The sequence below is a fragment of the Bradyrhizobium sp. AUGA SZCCT0105 genome, assembly GCF_018129565.1.
Classification (GTDB): Bacteria; Pseudomonadota; Alphaproteobacteria; order Rhizobiales; family Xanthobacteraceae; genus Bradyrhizobium.
On sequence record NZ_JAFCMK010000001.1, the window covers coordinates 1,629,842 to 1,646,617 of the forward strand.

Below are 16,776 nucleotides of genomic sequence, written 5' to 3' on the forward strand. Positions count from 1 at the left end.
TGAAGGCGAACGCTCGAATCTGCGCGTGTCCATTAAGGCACAGCGCCACATCCGTAACCGTCCGTATCGGCAGCTTAAGATGTCGTTAACCATGCGCGTTCTTAACTCGGCGAGCGCGGGGCAAATCATGTCCGTGCGGGGCCAGAGAGAACGGAACATGGGCACCATCGTTGAGTTTCCGGCGGATGCGGCTGCACGGCGGCCGAGCGTCGTCGGTGCTGCCGGCGAAGGCATGGGGACCGTGCTGATCCTTCCCGTCGTCCGGATCGAGCGAACGACGGAGGAGACCGGCGGAGGTCGCGGACCGGAGCAGGGCACTGCGCAGGGCCGTCGTCGCCGACGCCGCTCCTGATCCAATGCCGGAACTTGCGCAGCGGACCGCCGCTCGGCGGTCACTCCCAGCGCTGATCCTGCTGCTCGCGGGCTCGGCGCTCGTGGGCTGCAGCGGCGGCGATTTCGGCCGCACCCGCGCGGACTTCCGCAACGACGACATGCATCGCTGGATGGGTGCCGAAGCGACCGGCAGCGTCGGCAAGAACGCCTCGCAATTCCAGCTCACCGAACACGAACGTCAGCTGCGCGATCTCGCCTATCAATTCATCGAGCCGCCGCTGTCGCGACCGGCGTGGAAGAGCGTGTACGGCGACTACCAGCCGCTGCCTTCGCCGTGGCGGCAGAAGGTCGTGTTCGATCGCACGGCGTATGGCCGCAATCTGATCGACGAGCCACATCGCTCGTTCGCCTCGCGCTACTCGCTGCTGATCGACCAGGTCCGCGACGACATCACGCGCTTCGAGCCGTTCTTCGCCACCGCGATCCAGGTGATCGAGCTCGATCGCAAGCGGAATGCCAGCCTCAAGATGATCGCCGACCTGTCGCCGCGCGAGAAGGCAGACGCGGTCGCGCGGATGGAAGAGAATACGCTGATCGTGCAATGGGTCCAGCAAAGCCTGGAGCGGCGGATCTCGTCCTATCGCTGGGCGCTGGAGCGGCTGGTGATCCAGGCGCCCGACGGCATGGCCGCCGACGCCGAACGCCAGATCAACGAACTGGCCCGGCTCACCGCCAACGCGCCGTTCGTCTCAGGACCGGTCACGGGCCAGGCCGTGGTGTCGAAGGGCTAGGCCCGTTTCATCTTCCTTGTTGTGGATCTGACGCGGCGACTGCTCGCCTGTCGCGGCAGGCTCGCAATGAACTCCTTCAGCGCATCGGAGGGCGGGTGGGCCGAGGGGTAGGCGAGGCCGACCTGGCGCGTCACGTCGACATCGATCGGGCGCACCGCGACATCCGGATTGCCGCGCGCCACGCCTTCGGGGACGATCGCAACGCCAACCCCGGCCGCGACCAGCGCCATCGCCCATTCCTCCGATTCAGCGATCGCCACCGGCTTGCGCGGCGGCGACGTGCGCTTGAAGAATTCCTGCTGCTCGCAATGGCAGCGATCGATCATCGGAACGCCCGCGAAGTCGGTGGTCCGCAGCGTCTCCTTCAGGGTCAGGGGATGCGACGGCGGCAATGCCGCGACGTAGCGCTCGCTCCAGAGCGGGATGAAGTGCTCGCCGGCGCCGATCATGGTCTTGGCGACGATCCGCGCATCGGCCTTCTCATTGGCGCCGACCAGCCGAAGCGCGAGATCGGCATTCGCCGTCAGCGGCTTCAGCAGCGCGATCGTCCGCGCCTGATCGAGCGTGCGCAACAGGCCGAGCGTCAGCGGCTGCCTTGTCGCGGGCTTGCGAAACAGATTCCGCGCCGCGTCCGCCTCGTCGATGATCCTGCGGGCGACGCCGTGAAACTGCGCGGCGGACTCCGTCGGCGCCATGCCCTTCTTGTGCCGGATGAACAGTGTGGTGCCGAGCTCGGCCTCGAGATGGGTGATCGCCGCCGAGATCGACGGCTGCGAGATGAAGCAGCGCTTCGCCGCGGCGGTCAGGTTGCGCTCGCGGTAGACCGCGGCGAAATAGCGGAGTTCGCGGATATCCATAGATCTGTCCTATCGTACAGATAGATAGACAATATTTTACCTATGATGAGGCGGGTGGCAAGCCTGTGCTGAACTCAGCGGAGGACTGGTCATGCGCATCCACCATCTCAACACCGGCACCATGTGCCCGATCGGCAAGCGGCTCGTGAACGGCAGCGGCAGCATCTTCCAGCGGGCGCGGATGGTCTGTCACTGCCTGCTCGTCGAAAGCAACGACGGCCTCGTGCTGGTCGATACCGGCATCGGGCTCGACGACATCGGCGACCCGCCGCGGCTCGGGCGTAAATGGGTCCGGCAGACCACGCCGCGGCTCGATCCGGCCGAGACGGCGGTGCAGCAGGTCAAGGCGCTCGGCTTCTCGCCCGACGATGTGCGGCATCTGTTGCTGACGCATCTCGATCGCGACCATGCCGGCGGCGTGCCGGACTTTGCGAAGGCCAAGGTGCACGTTCATCGCAAGGAGTACGATATGGCGGTGACGCATCAGGTCGCGCCGCCCGAAGGCCGCTACATCACGGCGCAATGGAAACACGGGCCGGATTGGGCGTTCTACGGCGCCGGCGGCGAGGACTGGTTCGGCTTCAAGGGCGTGCGCGCGCTCGGCGACCGCGAGCCGGACATTCTGATGATCCCGCTGCCGGGCCACACGCTCGGCCATTGCGGCATCGCGGTACGCGACAAGGACAAATGGCTGCTGCACGCCGGCGATGCTTATTTCCACCACGCGCAGCTCGATGCCAGGCCGCGGATCCCGCTGGTGCTCGGCATGTTCCAGCGCCGGGCGGACATGGATCGCGCGACGCGCATTCAGAACCAGGAGCGGCTGCGCCAATTGAAGGCGGCGCATGGCTCTGATGTTACGATCGTCAACAGCCACGATCCCGTCGATTACGAGACCTGCCGCTGCGGCGGGCACGCGCTGGCTGCGAGCTAGCGCTTGTTGCGCGCCGCGGGCGGCGGGGCGGGAGCGGGCAGCGGCGGCGGCGCTTCCTGCTTGGCCGCGACCGGCTCGGCCTGCAGCTTGCAGGACGAGGCCGCGAGCGAGGCCTGCGCCTGCGGCATCAGGCCGGGTTCCGGCGCCAGCGCTTTCAGCAGGATCAGGCCGGTCGAGGTCGGCGAGTCGATGATCAGCCGGTCGGCCGCCGTGACTTCCTCATCCTCCGGCAGCTCGTTGTGCTGCGCTTCCGTCATCAGGTCGAGCTCGATCACCTTCTTGCCGGCGGAACGGTCGTTGATCGCGTAATAGGCGACCTCGTTGCGGGTGTAGAACGACACCGACGTATAGGCCTGGCTGACCGGCACGGTGAGCTTGAGTGGCCCGGTGGAGAGATCGTAGCGGCAGATCGCCACCGCGAAGGCCGGATCCATCAGCGGCATCGGCGAGTTGCTCGGGTCGGCCAGCGGCAGCTGCGTCACCTCGTTGAGCTTGGTCATCGGCGTCAGCCGCGAATAGGCGTCCTGCGAGGCGATCCGCGGCAGCGCCAGCACGCTGACGAGATGCACCACGCCGCCGAGCAGCACGCCTGCGAGGATCGTGAACAGCACGCGGATCATGGGCAGCCCGTCGTTGCGATCGAGGGCATCGGCGCGTCGCGCTGGGTGCGGGTCGCGACCCCGACCGGCGTGTCGTAGAGGCGCAGCATCAGCGCGTAACGCTCGATGCCGCCGGTCGGCAGCCAGTTGCCGGCGCGCGAGCGCGAGGCGATGTGGATCTCGAACGTGCCGTCGGAGGCGCGCATGATCTCCTGGCTGGTGAAGCCGTAGCGCTGCAGCGAATTGGCGACGAGGTGGCCCTTGCGGTCGAACAGCGTCAGCGTCCAGAACCGCGCCGCCGGCGTCACGCCGCTGACCACGATATCGCAGCGGCCGTCGAGCGGCTTGTTCTTGTCGTCTGATGTTGCCGAGAACGCGATGCCGTCGCCGGTGCCGATCGGCAGCTCGCCGCTGCGCGCGATCGTGGCGCGCGAATAGGGGTCGACGTCGGAGGTGCCGTTCTTCGGCCGCGCCGTCCAGGCGCCGATCTTCAGCGTGCCGAGATCGGTGCCGCGCGTCGCCGTCGCGTAGGTCAGGCCGAGGCCGACGGCCGTGGCGATGACGAGTGCCAGCAAGGTGGTGAGGAGGAGCCGCACGTCAGTTCTTGCGTGGCGCAGGTGCTGTCGTGCCGTCCGGTCCGGCCGCGGCAACGTAGTTTTCGGGGAACGCCAGCGCGCTCGAGGACTCCGGCTTGCCGGTCTTCGAGGGCTCGTTCAGCGTGGTCTTGTTGGTCGTCTTGGCGGCTTCGTCGAGCAGCTTCTCGACCCGCACCAGGATATCAGCGCCACGCTTGGTCAAGACCGGCGGCGGACCCGGCTTGGTCTCCAGCACGCGCGGCGCCGCGTTGGCCTGGGCATTGGCCTGCGCCGGCTGCGGCGGCAGCTTCTGGCCCATGCCGACGCCGACGAGTTCTTTGACTTCCACGCCCTGATGCGCGGCGACCATGATGTCGTGCCAGGTCTGCGCCGGCAGCGAGCCGCCGGTCATGCGGTTGGTCGGCGAATAATCGTCATTGCCGTACCAGACCGCGCAGGTGAAGTTGCCGGTGTAGCCGACGAACCAGGCGTCGCGATAGGCGTTGGTGGTGCCGGTCTTGCCCGCGGTCGGAATGCCGTCGAGCGCGGCGCGGCGCGCGGTGCCTTCGCTGACCACGTGGCTCATCATGCCGGCCATGTCGGCGGCGATGTTCGGCGGAATGGCTTGCCGCGGCTTCGGGCCGTCGCGGTCCCAGCGCCACACCAGGTCACCGGCGCCGGTGCGCACCTCGAGTACCGAATGCGGCGTCACCGCCTTGCCGCGGTTCGGGAAGGTCGCGTAGGCCACCGCGTGCTCGATCACCGTGACTTCGTCGGAGCCGATCGGCAGCGACGGCGTGTCGGGCAGCGGCGCCTTGAGGCCGAAGCGGCGCGCGACCTCGACGATCTTGGCGCGGCCGGCCTTCGGGCCTTCCTTGCCGCCCAGAGCGATCGAGAGCTTGACCGGCACCACGTTAATCGAGCGGGTGATCGCCTGCGTCAGCGTGACCTGACCCGAATAGGAATGGCCATAGTTCTGCGGGCACCAGTTGCCGATGCAGACCGGGCCGTCGACGATCTTCGAGTTCGGCGTGAAGCCGTTGAGCAGCGCCGTGGTGTAGACGTAGGGCTTGAACGACGAGCCCGGCTGCCGGTAGGCGTCGGTGGCGCGGTTGAACTGGCTCGCACCGTAGTCGCGGCCGCCGACCATGGCGCGGATGCCGCCGTCGAGATCGGACACCACGGTCGCGGCCTGGGTCGCGTGATAGTCGCGCCCGAACTGGCGGAGCTGGTTCTCGATCGCTTCCTCGGCCGCCTTCTGCACGTTCATGTCGATCGCGGTGCGGACCACGAAGACGCGCTCGGTGTAGGATTTCGGGAAGGTGTCGACCAGCTTGCGCATCTCGTCGAAGGCGTAGTCGAGATAGTAGTTCGGCGAGTTCTCGTCACGCCGGTCGACCGCGACCGCTGGATTGCGGCGGGCGCCGAACACTTGGCCCTCGGTCATGAAGCCTGCATCGACGAGGTTGTCGAGCACGACGTTGGCGCGGGCGCGTGCCGCGGGCAGGTTGATGTGCGGGGCATATTTGGTCGGCGCCTTGAACAGGCCGGCGAGCATCGCGGCTTCGGCGAGGTTCACGTCGCGCACCGACTTGTTGAAGTAGAAGTGCGCCGCGCCGTCGACGCCGAAGGTGCCGCCGCCCATATAGGCGCGGTCGAGATAGAGCTTCAGGATCTCGTTCTTGGTGAGCCGCGTCTCCAGCCAGATCGCAAGGAAGGCTTCCTTCACCTTGCGCTCGATGGTGCGCTCGTTGTTCAGGAACAGGTTCTTGGCGAGCTGCTGGGTGATCGACGAACCGCCCTGGCGGACGCCGCCGGCCTGCGCGTTGGTGACGAGCGCACGGGCGAGGCCCGGAACGTCGATGCCGAAATGGTCATAGAAGCGGCGGTCTTCGGTCGCGAGCGTCGCCTTGATCAGATTGTCCGGAAAGTCTTCCAGCGGGATCGAGTCATTATGCTTGATGCCGCGGCTGCCGATCGGGTTGCCGTAGCGGTCGAGGAAGGTCACCGCGAGGTCGGACTTCTTCAGCCAGTCCTCGTCGGCGGTCTCGCGGAAGGCGGGGATCGCGAGCGTCAGCATCAGGATCATGCCGCCGAGCCCGATCGTCGCGGCCTCCGACAGCGGCTCGATGAACACCCAGCGCTTCCAGCGGCCGACATAAAAGCGGTCCATGAAGGTGGAATAGCGCTCGTAGAGTTCGCGCAGGCCCTTGCCCGACGAGAACAGCGTCGAGTCGATACGCGCATCGAGGTCCAGGAAGAAATTCCGGACCTTCTGTTTCCAATGCGACGGCATGATCTGAAGGACCGGACCCTTGATCAGTTCGACAGCGCTGCGGGCGCCCGAAACGGGCACAGGCCAGCGTCTTGCTTCGATGTTGCGGCAATCCCAAGGCGCTTTTGCGTCGTTGGGGACTCGTTCGTTGTTCTATCCGAGCGGCTGCCATAAACCAATGGCGCAGCTCGTGAATTTAATGAAAGCCCTAACGCTGCCCACCGGCTTTTTCGACCCCGCAATATCACCCCCCTTGCGGAGGGAGCGCCGGCGTCCCAAGAAGAGCTTTACCGCCATGTCAGGGATATCATGACCGCACCGCCCAAGCGTTCGTCGGACCAGGAGGGATTCTTCTGGAAAACCAAGACGTTGGAAGAGATGTCCAACGCCGAATGGGAAAGCCTGTGTGACGGCTGCGCACGTTGCTGCCTGGAGAAGCTCGAGGACGAGGACACCGGCAAGATCTATTTCACCCATATCTCCTGCAAGCTGCTCGATTCCGGCCTGTGCACCTGCAAGGACTACCCGAACCGCTCCGACCAGGTTCCGGATTGCGTCCGCCTGACGCCCGAGAACGTCCGGACGCTGAACTGGCTGCCGCCGAGCTGCGGCTACCGGCTCGTGGCCGAGGGGCGTGACCTCTACTGGTGGCATCCGCTGATCTCCGGTGATCCCAACACCGTGCATGAAGCCGGGGTCTCGGTGCGCGGGCGGGTGGAGGGTACCGAACTCGACGTCAACGACGCCGATCTCGAGGATCACATCGTGCGCTGGCCGGCGCTGCTGCCGAAACGGGCGCAATTGAAGAAGCGGCCCAAGGTGCTCGACAAGACGACCAAAGGGTGACGTCGCCACAGCGTCCGCGATCACGTGATCGCGAGAAGGTCGCGGCGGGATGCACCCATGCGCTTGGGTGCCTGCCTCAGCAGCGAATTGCTGCATAAATTGCGGATCAGAGAATGATTCCATCGCGGCACGCGCCCGCGCAGCAGCATTACGCCCCAAATGAACAAGTATGAACGGCAGAGCCGGATTCCTGCCGACCAAGAGACATTGCCCGACGACATTGCCGAAGAGCTGTCCCGCCTCCCGAGCGAGGTGATCGAACTCAGCGATGCGCCGCCGCTGGCGCCGCCGGCACCGCTCAATCCGGACGAAGTCCGCACCATCGTGATCAGCCTGATGCTGACGATGTTCCTGGCCGCGCTTGACCAGACCATCGTCGCGACCGCGCTGCCGACGATCGGGCGCCAGTTTCACGACGTCACCAACCTGTCCTGGGTGATCACGGCCTATTTGCTCGCCTCCACGGCGGTGGCGCCGGTGTTCGGGACGCTGAGCGATATCTACGGCCGCCGCGTCATGATCATCACCTCGCTCAGCCTGTTCGTGGTCGGCTCGGTGCTGTGCGCGGTCGCGCCCAGCATGACCATGCTGATCATTGCCCGCGGCCTGCAGGGGCTCGGCGGCGGCGGCATCATGCCCGTGGTCCAGACCGTGATCTCCGACGTGGTCACCCCGCGCGAACGTGGCCGCTACCAGGCCTATTTCTCCAGCGTCTGGATGGCCGGCGGCATTCTCGGCCCAGTGGTCGGCGGCGTGTTCGCCGAGCATCTGCACTGGTCGATGATCTTCTGGATCAACCTGCCGCTCTCGGCGGCGGCGCTGGCGCTGCTGCTGCCGAAGATGGGCAAGATCCCGGTGTTCCACCGCAAGCGCAAGGTCGACTGGCTCGGCGGCGTGCTGCTGATGGCCTCGGCCGTCGTGCTGATGCTGGTGCTGACCTGGGGCGGCACCCGGCTCTCGTGGCTGTCGCCGACCATTACCGCGATGATCGGCGGCTCGATCGCGCTCGCCGGCGCCTTCGTCTGGCACGCGCGCCGCGCCGACGAGCCGTTCCTGCCGCTGTCGCTGCTCGGCGGCTCGGTGGTGCCGTTCGCGATGGGTGCCGGCGGCTGCGCGCTCGGCGCCATGGTCGGGCTCACCGTGCACCTGCCGCTCTATTACGAGGTGGTCTATCACCTCACCGCCAGCGAGGCCGGCCTTGCGCTGATCCCGCTCGCGGCGATCTCGACCTTTGGCGCAGCGATCGCCGGCCGGACCATGGCGAAGGCCAAGCACTACAAGCGGGTCGCGATCGTCGGCACCTCGGTCGCTGCGATCTGCGCCGTCGGGATGGCCGTGACGACGCTGCCGCTGTGGGGATTGCTGCTGTTGATGAGCGTGTTCGCGCTCGGGCTCGGCACCACATTCCCGATCAGCGTGGTGTCGCTGCAGAACGCGGTGGCGCGTCCGCAGGTCGGCACCGTGACCGGCGCGATGAACTTCTTCCGCGCGATGATGGCCTCCTTCACGGTCGCCGCCTTCACCACGATCCTGCTGATGACACTGGGGACCGACATCTCGCTCGCCGGCGAGCATCATGCCGCCTCTGCCGGCACCGTCGGCGCGATCCCGATGGCCGACATGATCACCGCGTTCCGCTACGTGTTCGGCGCCGCCGCCGTGCTGCTGACCACCGCGTCCATCTGCATGATCACGATGGAAGAGCGCCCGCTCGCCGGTCCGGCCGCGCAGCCGGTCGAGATGGCGGAGTAGGGCGGTCAGCCTCGTAAATCGCAGTCGTCCCCCGAACGAACGCGGGGACGTTTCCGTGACGACGCCAAATTCCCGCCGTCGTCCTGGCGAAAGCCAGGACCCATAACCACCGCACTCGGTGATGGATGGGATCGTGGCCCCAGCATCGCGCGACAATTCTCATTTGGGGTAATGGGTCCTGGCTTTCGCCAGGACGACGCTGAATGTGTCGGATCAAGCAAAACAAGTGGTGGAATGGATTCCGGGCTCTCGCTTCGCTCGCCCCGGAATGACGAATTGAGAGACCGGCACCCCGCGCTTTATTCCCGCGCTGCCTCATATTTATTCAGCCGCAAAACGCCGACCCACTACTTTAGTTGTCGTCCACGCATGGCGATCTGCGCGCAGTTTCACTTGCTGCGCGTTTTGTCGCAGCTATAGTCCGGCCCAAGAGCTCGAAGCAGCCGAACAAAAAGAGGAGAGAAACAGGGTGAAAAGAACATCGCGACTGCCTGTTCATGCGATGCGGCGACTTGCCGGAGCGGCCGTGTTGGGCCTTTTGGTAGCCAGCCCCGGCGGAGCGCTGGCGGCCGACACCCTCAAGATCGGCGTCATCGCCGAAGCGCAGGCGATTGCCGGGGCGTCGATCCCGCAGGCGGCGCAGCTCGCCGCCGACGAGATCAACGCCAAGGGCGGCATCGACGGCCGCAAGATCGAAATCGTCTCGTACGACAATCACTCGTCCTCGGCGGACTCGGTGCGCGCATTCCAGCGCGCGGTCAACGAAGACAAGGTCAACGTCGTCATCTCGAGCTACATCAGCGAAGTGGTGCTGGCGCTCGAGCCCTGGGCTTCGCGCCTGAAGACCCCGTTCGTCACGCCCGGCGCCGCCTCGAACGAGATCAGCAAGAGCGTCCACGCCGATTACGAGAAGAACAAGTACACCTTCCACGGCTATCTGACCTCGGCGGCGCTGGCGCTGTCGGTCTGCGACGCCGCCAAGGAGCTGCTGGTCGATCAGAAGCACATGAAGACCGCGGTCATCATGAGCGAGGATGCGGCCTGGACCAAGCCGCTCGACGTCGGCTACGAGGAATGCCTGCCGAAGATCGGGCTCAAGGTCGTCGACCATATCCGCTTCTCGCCCGACACCACCGACTTCACGCCGATCTTCAACAAGGTCGAGGCCGCCAAGCCCGACGTGATCATCACCGGCATCTCGCATGTCGGCGTGCAGCCGACGGTTCAGTGGAAGAACCAGCAGGTGCCGATCCCGATGTTCGGCATCTCCTCGCAGGCGACCAACGAGACCTTCGGCAAGGACACCAACGACGCGGCGGAAGGCGTGCTGTATCAGGGCGTGTCGGGCCCGAACGTCGCGGTGACGCCGAAGTCGGTGCCGTTCGCGGAGGATTTCAAGAAGCGTTACGGCAACTATCCGTCCTATGCGGGCTACACCGCCTATGACGAGGTCTACTACATCGCGGATGCGGTGAAGCGCGCCGGCTCGGTCGAGGCCGACAAGATGGTCGATGCGCTGGAGAAGACCGATTGGGAAGGCACCATCGGACGCGTCCAGTTCTACGGCAAGGACGATCCGTTCACCCATTCGATCAAGTACGGCAAGGGCCTGATCACCGGACTGATGCTGCAGTGGCAGGGCGGCAAGCAGGTGGCGGTCTGGCCGAAGGAGGTCGCCAAGAGCGATCTCAAGTTCCCGAGCTTCATCAAGCTCACCACGAACTAACTGATGATCATGCTCCCGGGCCGGTCCCGGGAGCATCCGTATTCAGTTCCGCGTCCTCCACAACAGGCAGCTTTGCTGCCGCGGCCGATTTGAGATGCTTGCCCTACAAATCCTGATCGATGGCTTTGCCATCAGTGCGCTCTATGCACTCGGTGCCACCGGCTTCACCCTGATCTTCGGTGTCTCCGGCGTTCTCAACCTCTCCCACGGTGCCATCATGGTGGCCGCAGCGGTCGCGGCCTGGGCCGCGGCGAGCGTGCTGCACCTCGACATCTACTCCGGCGCGTTGTTCGGTGTCGGCGTGGCGCTGATCATGGCGTTCGCGACCTATTTCGCGGTCGTGAAGCCGATCCAGAATTCCAGGCGGATCCCCAACGAGGAGAAGGAGATCTTCGTCCTCACCGGCACCCTGCTGTGGGGCATCATGATCCAGGAGCTGATCGCCTATTTCTTCACCAACAATGCCAAGACGGTGCTGCCGATCGTCGAGGGCGTCGTCGACATCTTCGGCAACCGCACGCCGCGCAATAATATCTTCACCGCGCTGGTGTGCTGTCTCGTGATCGGCCTGCTGTGGCTCTTGGTGAACCGCACGCGGACCGGCAAGGCGGTGCTGGCGGCCTCGATGAACCCGCGCGGCGTCACCTTGCTCGGGCTCGAGCTCACCCAGATCTATATCGTGGTGTGGGGCATCTACGGCATTCTGGCCGGCATCGCCGGCGTGCTGCTCGGCATGTTCCTCGGCGTCAGCTCCTACAGCGTCGGGCCGCTGACCGCGAGCGCGTTCTCGATCGTGGTGCTCGGCGGCCTCGGCAGCGTCTCCGGTTCGCTGATCGCGGCCTTCGTCGTCGGCTATCTCGAGACCATCACGGCCTACATGATCTCGCCGGCCTACCGCACCATTCCGGCGCTGCTGCTTTTGGTGTTCGTGATGTATATCCGGCCTCAAGGCCTGCTCGGGAGGCGCTGAGATGGCCAACTTCTTTACCTCGCGCCTGTTCTTCATTTCGCTGGTCTGCGTGGTGGTTGCCGCGACGCTGCCGCTCTATGTCTCGGGCTACATCCTCGGCCTGCTCACCGTCGCGTTCTATTTCGGCGTGTTCGCGATGGCCTGGGACCTCTTGTTCGGGTTCGCCGGCGAGGTCAATTTCGGGCCGACCTTCCTGATCGGCACCGGCGCCTACACGGCCGGCATCCTCAACAACCAGTTCGGCTGGTCGGTCTATGTCTGCATCCTGCTCGGCGCGCTGGCGTCGGTGGTTGCGGGCTTCGTGCTGGCGCTGCCGGCGCTGCGGGTGAGGGGACCGTATTTCGGCCTCACGACGCTGGTCGCGGTGCTGATGCTGCAGAATTTCATCGTGGTGTTTGCTGACCTGACCGGCGGCGAGATCGGTCTCACCATCCCCGATGTCATCACCATCAATGCCGGCGCCAATTACTGGATCGCGCTCGGCTTCATGACCGTGAGCGCCGCGATCCTGTACGGACTGTCGCAATCGCCGGTTGGACTCGTGCTGCAGGCGAGCGGGCAGGACCCGGTGCAGGCCGGCGCGCTCGGCTTCAACATCGTCAAGCACAAGCTCGCGGCTTTCATCGTCAGCGCGTTCTTCTCCGGATTGTCCGGGGCGCTGCTGGTGTTCTACTTCGGCACCGCCTCGGTCGGCACCGTGGTCGACGTCGCGGTCGGCGTGAACGTCATCGTCTCCGCCGTGCTCGGCGGCCGGCGCACGGTGCTGGGCGCGGCGCTCGGTGCAATCTTCCTGATCGTGGCCGGCGAATTCCTGCGTCCGACCGGCGAACTGGCAACCTTCATCGTCTCGGCGGTGGCATTGCTCGTCGTGCTGTTCTTCCCCGGCGGTTTCCTCGGAGCAGCCCTGTCACGCGAGGCGCGCTCCTAAATGGATCAGACTGTGACCACTACTCCGACACTTGCAGTTCGCGGCCTGACCAAGCGGTTCGGCGGCCTGACCGCGGTGAAGAATCTGAGCTTCGAGCTGCGCCCCGGCGAGATCCTCGGCCTGATCGGGCCGAACGGCTCGGGCAAGTCGACCGCGATGAAGAGCGTGATGGGCATCGAGCGCCCGACCGCGGGCGAGGTGCTGTTCGACGGCGAGAACGTGGCCGGGCTGCCGGCGCACAAGATCGCGCGCAAGGGGTTTGGCATGGTGTTCCAGCACTCGCGGCCGCTGAACCGGCAGACCGTGCTCGAGAACATCATGGTCGCGCTGTTGCCCGACAGCCTGTTCATGCTGTTTCCCGACAAGGCGCTGACCGAGCGCGCCAAGTGGATCGCCGACCGTGTCGGCCTGGGGGCGGTGATGGATCGCCGCCCGCCAACATTGCCGTTCGCCGACCTGCGGCGGCTGGAGCTGGCGAAAGCAATCGCGCGTGATCCAAAAGTGGTGCTGGTCGACGAGCCGTTTGCCGGGCTGACCAGCACCGAGGTCGGCGTGTTCTCGCAGCTGATCCGCAGCTTCCGCGACGAGGGACGCGCGGTGATGCTGGTCGATCACAACGTCAAGAGCGTCGCGGCGCTGGTCGACCGCGTGCTCGCGATGTATCTCGGCGAGGAGATCACGACCGGCCGCGCCGAGGACGTGATGAAGAACGAGACCGTGCGGCGAGTCTATCTCGGCGGCGCGATCGAGACCCATGCGCGGCCCGAGACCTCGTTCAAGGACAAGGTGCCGCTGCTGCAGGTCGAGAATGTCAGCGTGCATTACGGCAAGGCGCAGGCGCTGGAGAACGTCTCGATCCACGTCCATGAAGGCGAGTTCGTCTCGATCGTCGGCCTCAACGGCGCCGGCAAGACCACGCTGTTCAACACCATCTCGGGCTTCCTGCCCTACACCGGCGAGATCCTGCGCGGCGGCGAGAAGCTGCGCGGCACCGGGCCCGCGAAAATTGCACGCTCGGGCCTCGTGCAATGCCCGGAATCGCGCGAATTGTTCGGCGAGATGACGGTGCGGGAAAATCTCGATCTCGGCGGCCAGCATCTGGACGACGCGGCGAGGGCGAAGCAGCTCGCGTGGCTGTTCGAGCTGTTCCCGATCCTGAAGGAGCGTCAGGGCCAGATGGCGCAGACGCTGTCCGGCGGCGAGCAGCAGATGCTGGCGATCGGCCGCGCGCTGATGATGCAGCCGCAGATCCTGATCCTGGACGAGCCGACGCTGGGGCTTGCGCCTGTCATCCTCGAATTGCTGTCGAAGGCGCTCGAGAAATTGCGCCAGACCACCAAGATCACGGTGCTGCTCGGCGAACAGAACGTGACCTTCGCGCTGCCCCATGCCGACCGCGTCTATGTGCTGGAGCACGCGCGGATCGTCTGGGAAGGCGATCCGGGCCGGTTCGCAGCGGAGGCCGGCAGGGACTTTCTCTGACGCTCAAAGTTTGAAGAATAACAAGACAAGCAAGGGAGATCATGATGCCAGCATATTCAACCGCCACCCGCGTGAGCCTGTTGGCCTCGGCGCTGGCGCTGTGCCTCGCGGCGCCGGCCTATGCGCAGTCCAAGGACCCGATCAAGATCGGAATCATCGCCGAGGTGCAGTCGATCGCGGGCGCGGCAACCCCGGGCGGCGCGCAGATCGCCGCCGACGAGATCAACGCCAAGGGCGGCGTGATGGGCCGTAAGATCGAGATCGTCACCTACGACAACAAGAGCTCGTCGGCGGATTCGGTGCGCGCGTTCCAGCGCGCGGTGAGCGAGGACAAGGTTTCGGCCGTGATCGCGAGCTACATCAGCGAGGTCGTGCTGGCGCTGGAGCCGTGGGCCTCGCGGCTGAAGATGCCGCTGATCACGCCCGGCGCCGCCTCGAACGAGATCACCAAGGCGGTTCACAACGACTATGAGAAGAACAAGTACACTTTCCACGGTTACCTGACCTCGGCCGCGCAGGCGCAGCTCGTCTGCGACGCGGCCAAGGAGCTGCTGGTCGACCAGCTCAAGTTCAAGTCGGTGGCGATCATGAGCGAGGACGCGGCGTGGACCAAGCCGCTCGACATCGGCTACGAGGCCTGCCTGCCCAAGGCCGGCCTGAAGGTCGTCGAGCACATCCGCTTCTCGCCCGACACCACCGACTTCACGCCGATCTTCAACAAGATGGAGGCCGCCAAGCCCGACGTGATCGTCACCGGCATCTCCCATGTCGGCGTGCAGCCGACGGTGCAGTGGAAGAACCAGCAGGTGCCGATCCCGATGTTCGGCATCAGCGCGCAGGCGCTGAGCCCGACGTTCTGGGGCGACACCAACGGCGCGGCCGAAGGCGTGCCCTCCCTCGCGGTGGCGACGCCCGACGTCGCGGTGACGCCGAAGACAAAACCGTTCGCGGCCGCCTTCAAGGCCAAGTTCGGCACGCCGCCGGCCTATACCGGCTACACCGCCTATGACGAGGTCTACATCATTGCGGAAGCGATCCAGCGCGCCGGCTCGACCGATCCGGACAGGATGGTCACCGAGCTTGAGAAGACCGACTTCGATGGCACGATCGGCAAGATCCAGTTCTACGGCAAGAACGACGAGTTCACCCACGGCATCAAGTCCGGCCCGGGTGCCGTCACCGGCCTCGTGTTCCAGTGGCAAGGCGGCAAGCAGATCACGGTCTGGCCGAAGGCGATCGCGGAAGGGAAGCTGAAGTTTCCGGACTTTGTAAAGCTGTCGCAGTAATTGCGGCGCGACAGTGATCCACACACTCGTCATGCCCGGGCTTGTCCCGGGCATCCACGCCTCTGGTGCTGTCGGGAAGAAAGACGTGGATGGCCGGGACAAGCCCGGCCATGACGATTTGAGAGAGTGAGCCCCGAACTACTTCCGCGTCGGCGGTGCCGTCTGGATCGTCGGCGCGGCGGCCGCAAGCAGGGCGGCACGATCGCCGTTGCGCGGCGGATAGATGCGCTGCTGGTTGATGGTCTGCTTAGTGAGCTTGGCGGCGGCGCCTGTGGTGTGCACCTCGCGGTCCCAGCCGGTGGTGTAGAGCGCGCCCCAGGCGCCGAGATCGAGCACCGTCACATACCAATCGATAGTGAGCGGCAGCAGGGGCTCACCGAACAGATCCGCGACCACATTGTGCCCGGCAAACCGGCCCATCGGCCGTGCGAACTGGCACGACATCACGGTCGAATGCTCGCCGTCGATCAGGCAGGCGGCAACGTCGCCTGCGGCGAATACGCCATCGAGGCCCTCGACGCGCATGCAATGATCGACCGGGAGGCGGCCGAGCGTGTCGCGCTTTACCGGAAGCGTTGCGGCAAGCGGGCTCGCATGCATGCCGCCGCACCACACCACGGTTGCGGCCGGAATGATCTCGCCGCTATCAAGCGTGATGCTGTCGGTGCCGACGGCGCTGACCCCGACGTTCAGCCGCGTCTCGATGCCGAGCGCGGCCAGCGCCTCGTTGATGACGGGGCGGCCATGCGCGCCGAACGTCGCGCCGACCACCGGATTGGGATCGATCAGGATGATGCGGTGATCGCCGCTGATGCCGGCATGCGCGAGCTTGGCCGGCATCTCGGCCGCAACCTCGATCCCGGTGAAGCCGGCGCCGACCACCGCCACCGTCGCGCGGGCCGGCGAGGGCGGCTGCTTGCCGAGCGCGGCAAGATGCGCGTTGAGGCGCGTGGCTGCTTCGAAGGTGTCGACATCGAAGCCGTGTGCGGCTAGGCCCGATATGGCGGGGCGGACCAGCTCGCTGCCGGTCGTCAGCACCAGCCGGTCGTAAGTCAGCGTGTCCGCGCCGGAGCCTGTCTTGACGACGACCTCGCGCTTCGCCGGATCGATCGCCGTGATGTCGGCCACGCTATGCCTGACGCCGACCGGATCGAGCAGGTCTTGCAGCGGCAGCGCGATATCGCCGAAATCGACCTCGTAATTGCGCACCCGGATGTTGTGATAGGCGTTGCGATCGACGACGAGAATCTCGGTGTCCGCCGCCCGCGCGCCGATCTCGTCGCGCTTGCGGGCAGCACCGAGCGCCGCCCAGAGACCGGCAAAGCCGGCACCCAGCACCAGGATGCGCGCCATCTCTCCCTCCGATCTCGGGTCGGAGGGAGCTTGCCTGCGCAAGCGAGGTCAAATCAAGTGGGTGAGGGC

At 65.7% G+C, this 16,776-nt stretch carries 15 protein-coding genes; 10 read left to right on the forward strand and 5 right to left on the reverse strand.

Going from position 1 to position 16,776, the window contains the following annotated elements:
- Positions 1–157: 157 nt before the first annotated feature.
- Positions 158–352, forward strand: a complete 195-nt coding sequence (locus JQ573_RS07385; RefSeq protein WP_212018878.1) for a hypothetical protein — start codon at positions 158–160, stop codon at positions 350–352.
- 4 nt (positions 353–356) lie between these two features.
- On the forward strand, positions 357–1,124 hold the full coding sequence (locus tag JQ573_RS07390; RefSeq protein WP_212311055.1) for a hypothetical protein: 768 nt from the start codon (positions 357–359) through the stop codon (positions 1,122–1,124).
- Here the strand turns inward: JQ573_RS07390 and JQ573_RS07395 are convergent.
- Positions 1,121–1,981: a LysR family transcriptional regulator gene (locus JQ573_RS07395; RefSeq protein WP_212311054.1), complete on the reverse strand. Its 861-nt coding sequence runs from the start codon at positions 1,979–1,981 to the stop codon at positions 1,121–1,123. The genes JQ573_RS07390 and JQ573_RS07395 overlap by 4 nt on opposite strands.
- Positions 1,982–2,072: 91 nt before the next feature.
- On the opposite strand from JQ573_RS07395, the gene JQ573_RS07400 reads away from it, so the two are divergent.
- Positions 2,073–2,915, forward strand: a complete 843-nt coding sequence (locus tag JQ573_RS07400) for an MBL fold metallo-hydrolase (RefSeq protein ID WP_212311053.1) — start codon at positions 2,073–2,075, stop codon at positions 2,913–2,915.
- Here the strand turns inward: JQ573_RS07400 and JQ573_RS07405 are convergent.
- The 3 genes from JQ573_RS07405 to JQ573_RS07415 are packed head-to-tail and all read right to left on the reverse strand — an operon-like array spanning position 2,912 to position 6,385.
- A complete protein-coding gene (locus JQ573_RS07405) occupies positions 2,912–3,535 on the reverse strand; it encodes a DUF1254 domain-containing protein (protein ID WP_212311052.1) in 624 nt (207 codons plus the stop codon). The two genes, JQ573_RS07400 and JQ573_RS07405, sit on opposite strands and share 4 nt — an antisense overlap.
- A complete protein-coding gene (locus JQ573_RS07410; protein ID WP_029082050.1) occupies positions 3,532–4,110 on the reverse strand; it encodes a DUF1214 domain-containing protein in 579 nt (192 codons plus the stop codon). The genes JQ573_RS07405 and JQ573_RS07410 overlap by 4 nt, the downstream gene beginning before the upstream one ends.
- A gap of 1 nt (position 4,111) precedes the next feature.
- Positions 4,112–6,385 (reverse strand): transglycosylase domain-containing protein, encoded by a 2,274-nt coding sequence (locus tag JQ573_RS07415; protein WP_212311667.1) that lies wholly within the window; start codon positions 6,383–6,385, stop codon positions 4,112–4,114.
- Between the two features lie 288 nt (positions 6,386–6,673).
- Here JQ573_RS07415 and JQ573_RS07420 point away from each other — a divergent pair, with 288 nt between their 5' ends.
- The 7 genes from JQ573_RS07420 to JQ573_RS07450 all read left to right on the forward strand — a co-directional run bounded on the left by JQ573_RS07420 (position 6,674) and on the right by JQ573_RS07450 (position 15,354).
- The gene (locus tag JQ573_RS07420; protein WP_212311051.1) at positions 6,674–7,210 is read left to right on the forward strand and encodes a YcgN family cysteine cluster protein; all 537 of its coding nucleotides are present in this window, start codon (positions 6,674–6,676) and stop codon (positions 7,208–7,210) included.
- Between the two features lie 159 nt (positions 7,211–7,369).
- Positions 7,370–8,962 (forward strand): MDR family MFS transporter, encoded by a 1,593-nt coding sequence (locus tag JQ573_RS07425; protein ID WP_212311050.1) that lies wholly within the window; start codon positions 7,370–7,372, stop codon positions 8,960–8,962.
- A 502-nt stretch (positions 8,963–9,464) separates the two neighbouring features.
- Positions 9,465–10,688: an ABC transporter substrate-binding protein gene (locus JQ573_RS07430; protein WP_212311666.1), complete on the forward strand. Its 1,224-nt coding sequence runs from the start codon at positions 9,465–9,467 to the stop codon at positions 10,686–10,688.
- A 94-nt stretch (positions 10,689–10,782) separates the two neighbouring features.
- Positions 10,783–11,658 carry a branched-chain amino acid ABC transporter permease gene (locus tag JQ573_RS07435; protein ID WP_092125194.1) on the forward strand — a complete coding sequence of 292 codons (876 nt, stop codon included), beginning with the start codon at positions 10,783–10,785 and terminating at the stop codon, positions 11,656–11,658.
- A 1-nt stretch (position 11,659) separates the two neighbouring features.
- Positions 11,660–12,586: a branched-chain amino acid ABC transporter permease gene (locus JQ573_RS07440; protein ID WP_207836524.1), complete on the forward strand. Its 927-nt coding sequence runs from the start codon at positions 11,660–11,662 to the stop codon at positions 12,584–12,586.
- On the forward strand, positions 12,587–14,068 hold the full coding sequence (locus JQ573_RS07445; RefSeq protein ID WP_212311049.1) for an ATP-binding cassette domain-containing protein: 1,482 nt from the start codon (positions 12,587–12,589) through the stop codon (positions 14,066–14,068).
- 41 nt (positions 14,069–14,109) lie between these two features.
- Entirely contained in the window at positions 14,110–15,354 is a 1,245-nt protein-coding gene (locus JQ573_RS07450; RefSeq protein ID WP_212311048.1) for an ABC transporter substrate-binding protein, read from the forward strand.
- Between the two features lie 138 nt (positions 15,355–15,492).
- Here JQ573_RS07450 and JQ573_RS07455 read toward each other — a convergent pair whose 3' ends face one another.
- The gene (locus tag JQ573_RS07455; protein WP_212311047.1) at positions 15,493–16,707 is read right to left on the reverse strand and encodes an NAD(P)/FAD-dependent oxidoreductase; all 1,215 of its coding nucleotides are present in this window, start codon (positions 16,705–16,707) and stop codon (positions 15,493–15,495) included.
- Positions 16,708–16,776: the final 69 nt, after the last annotated feature.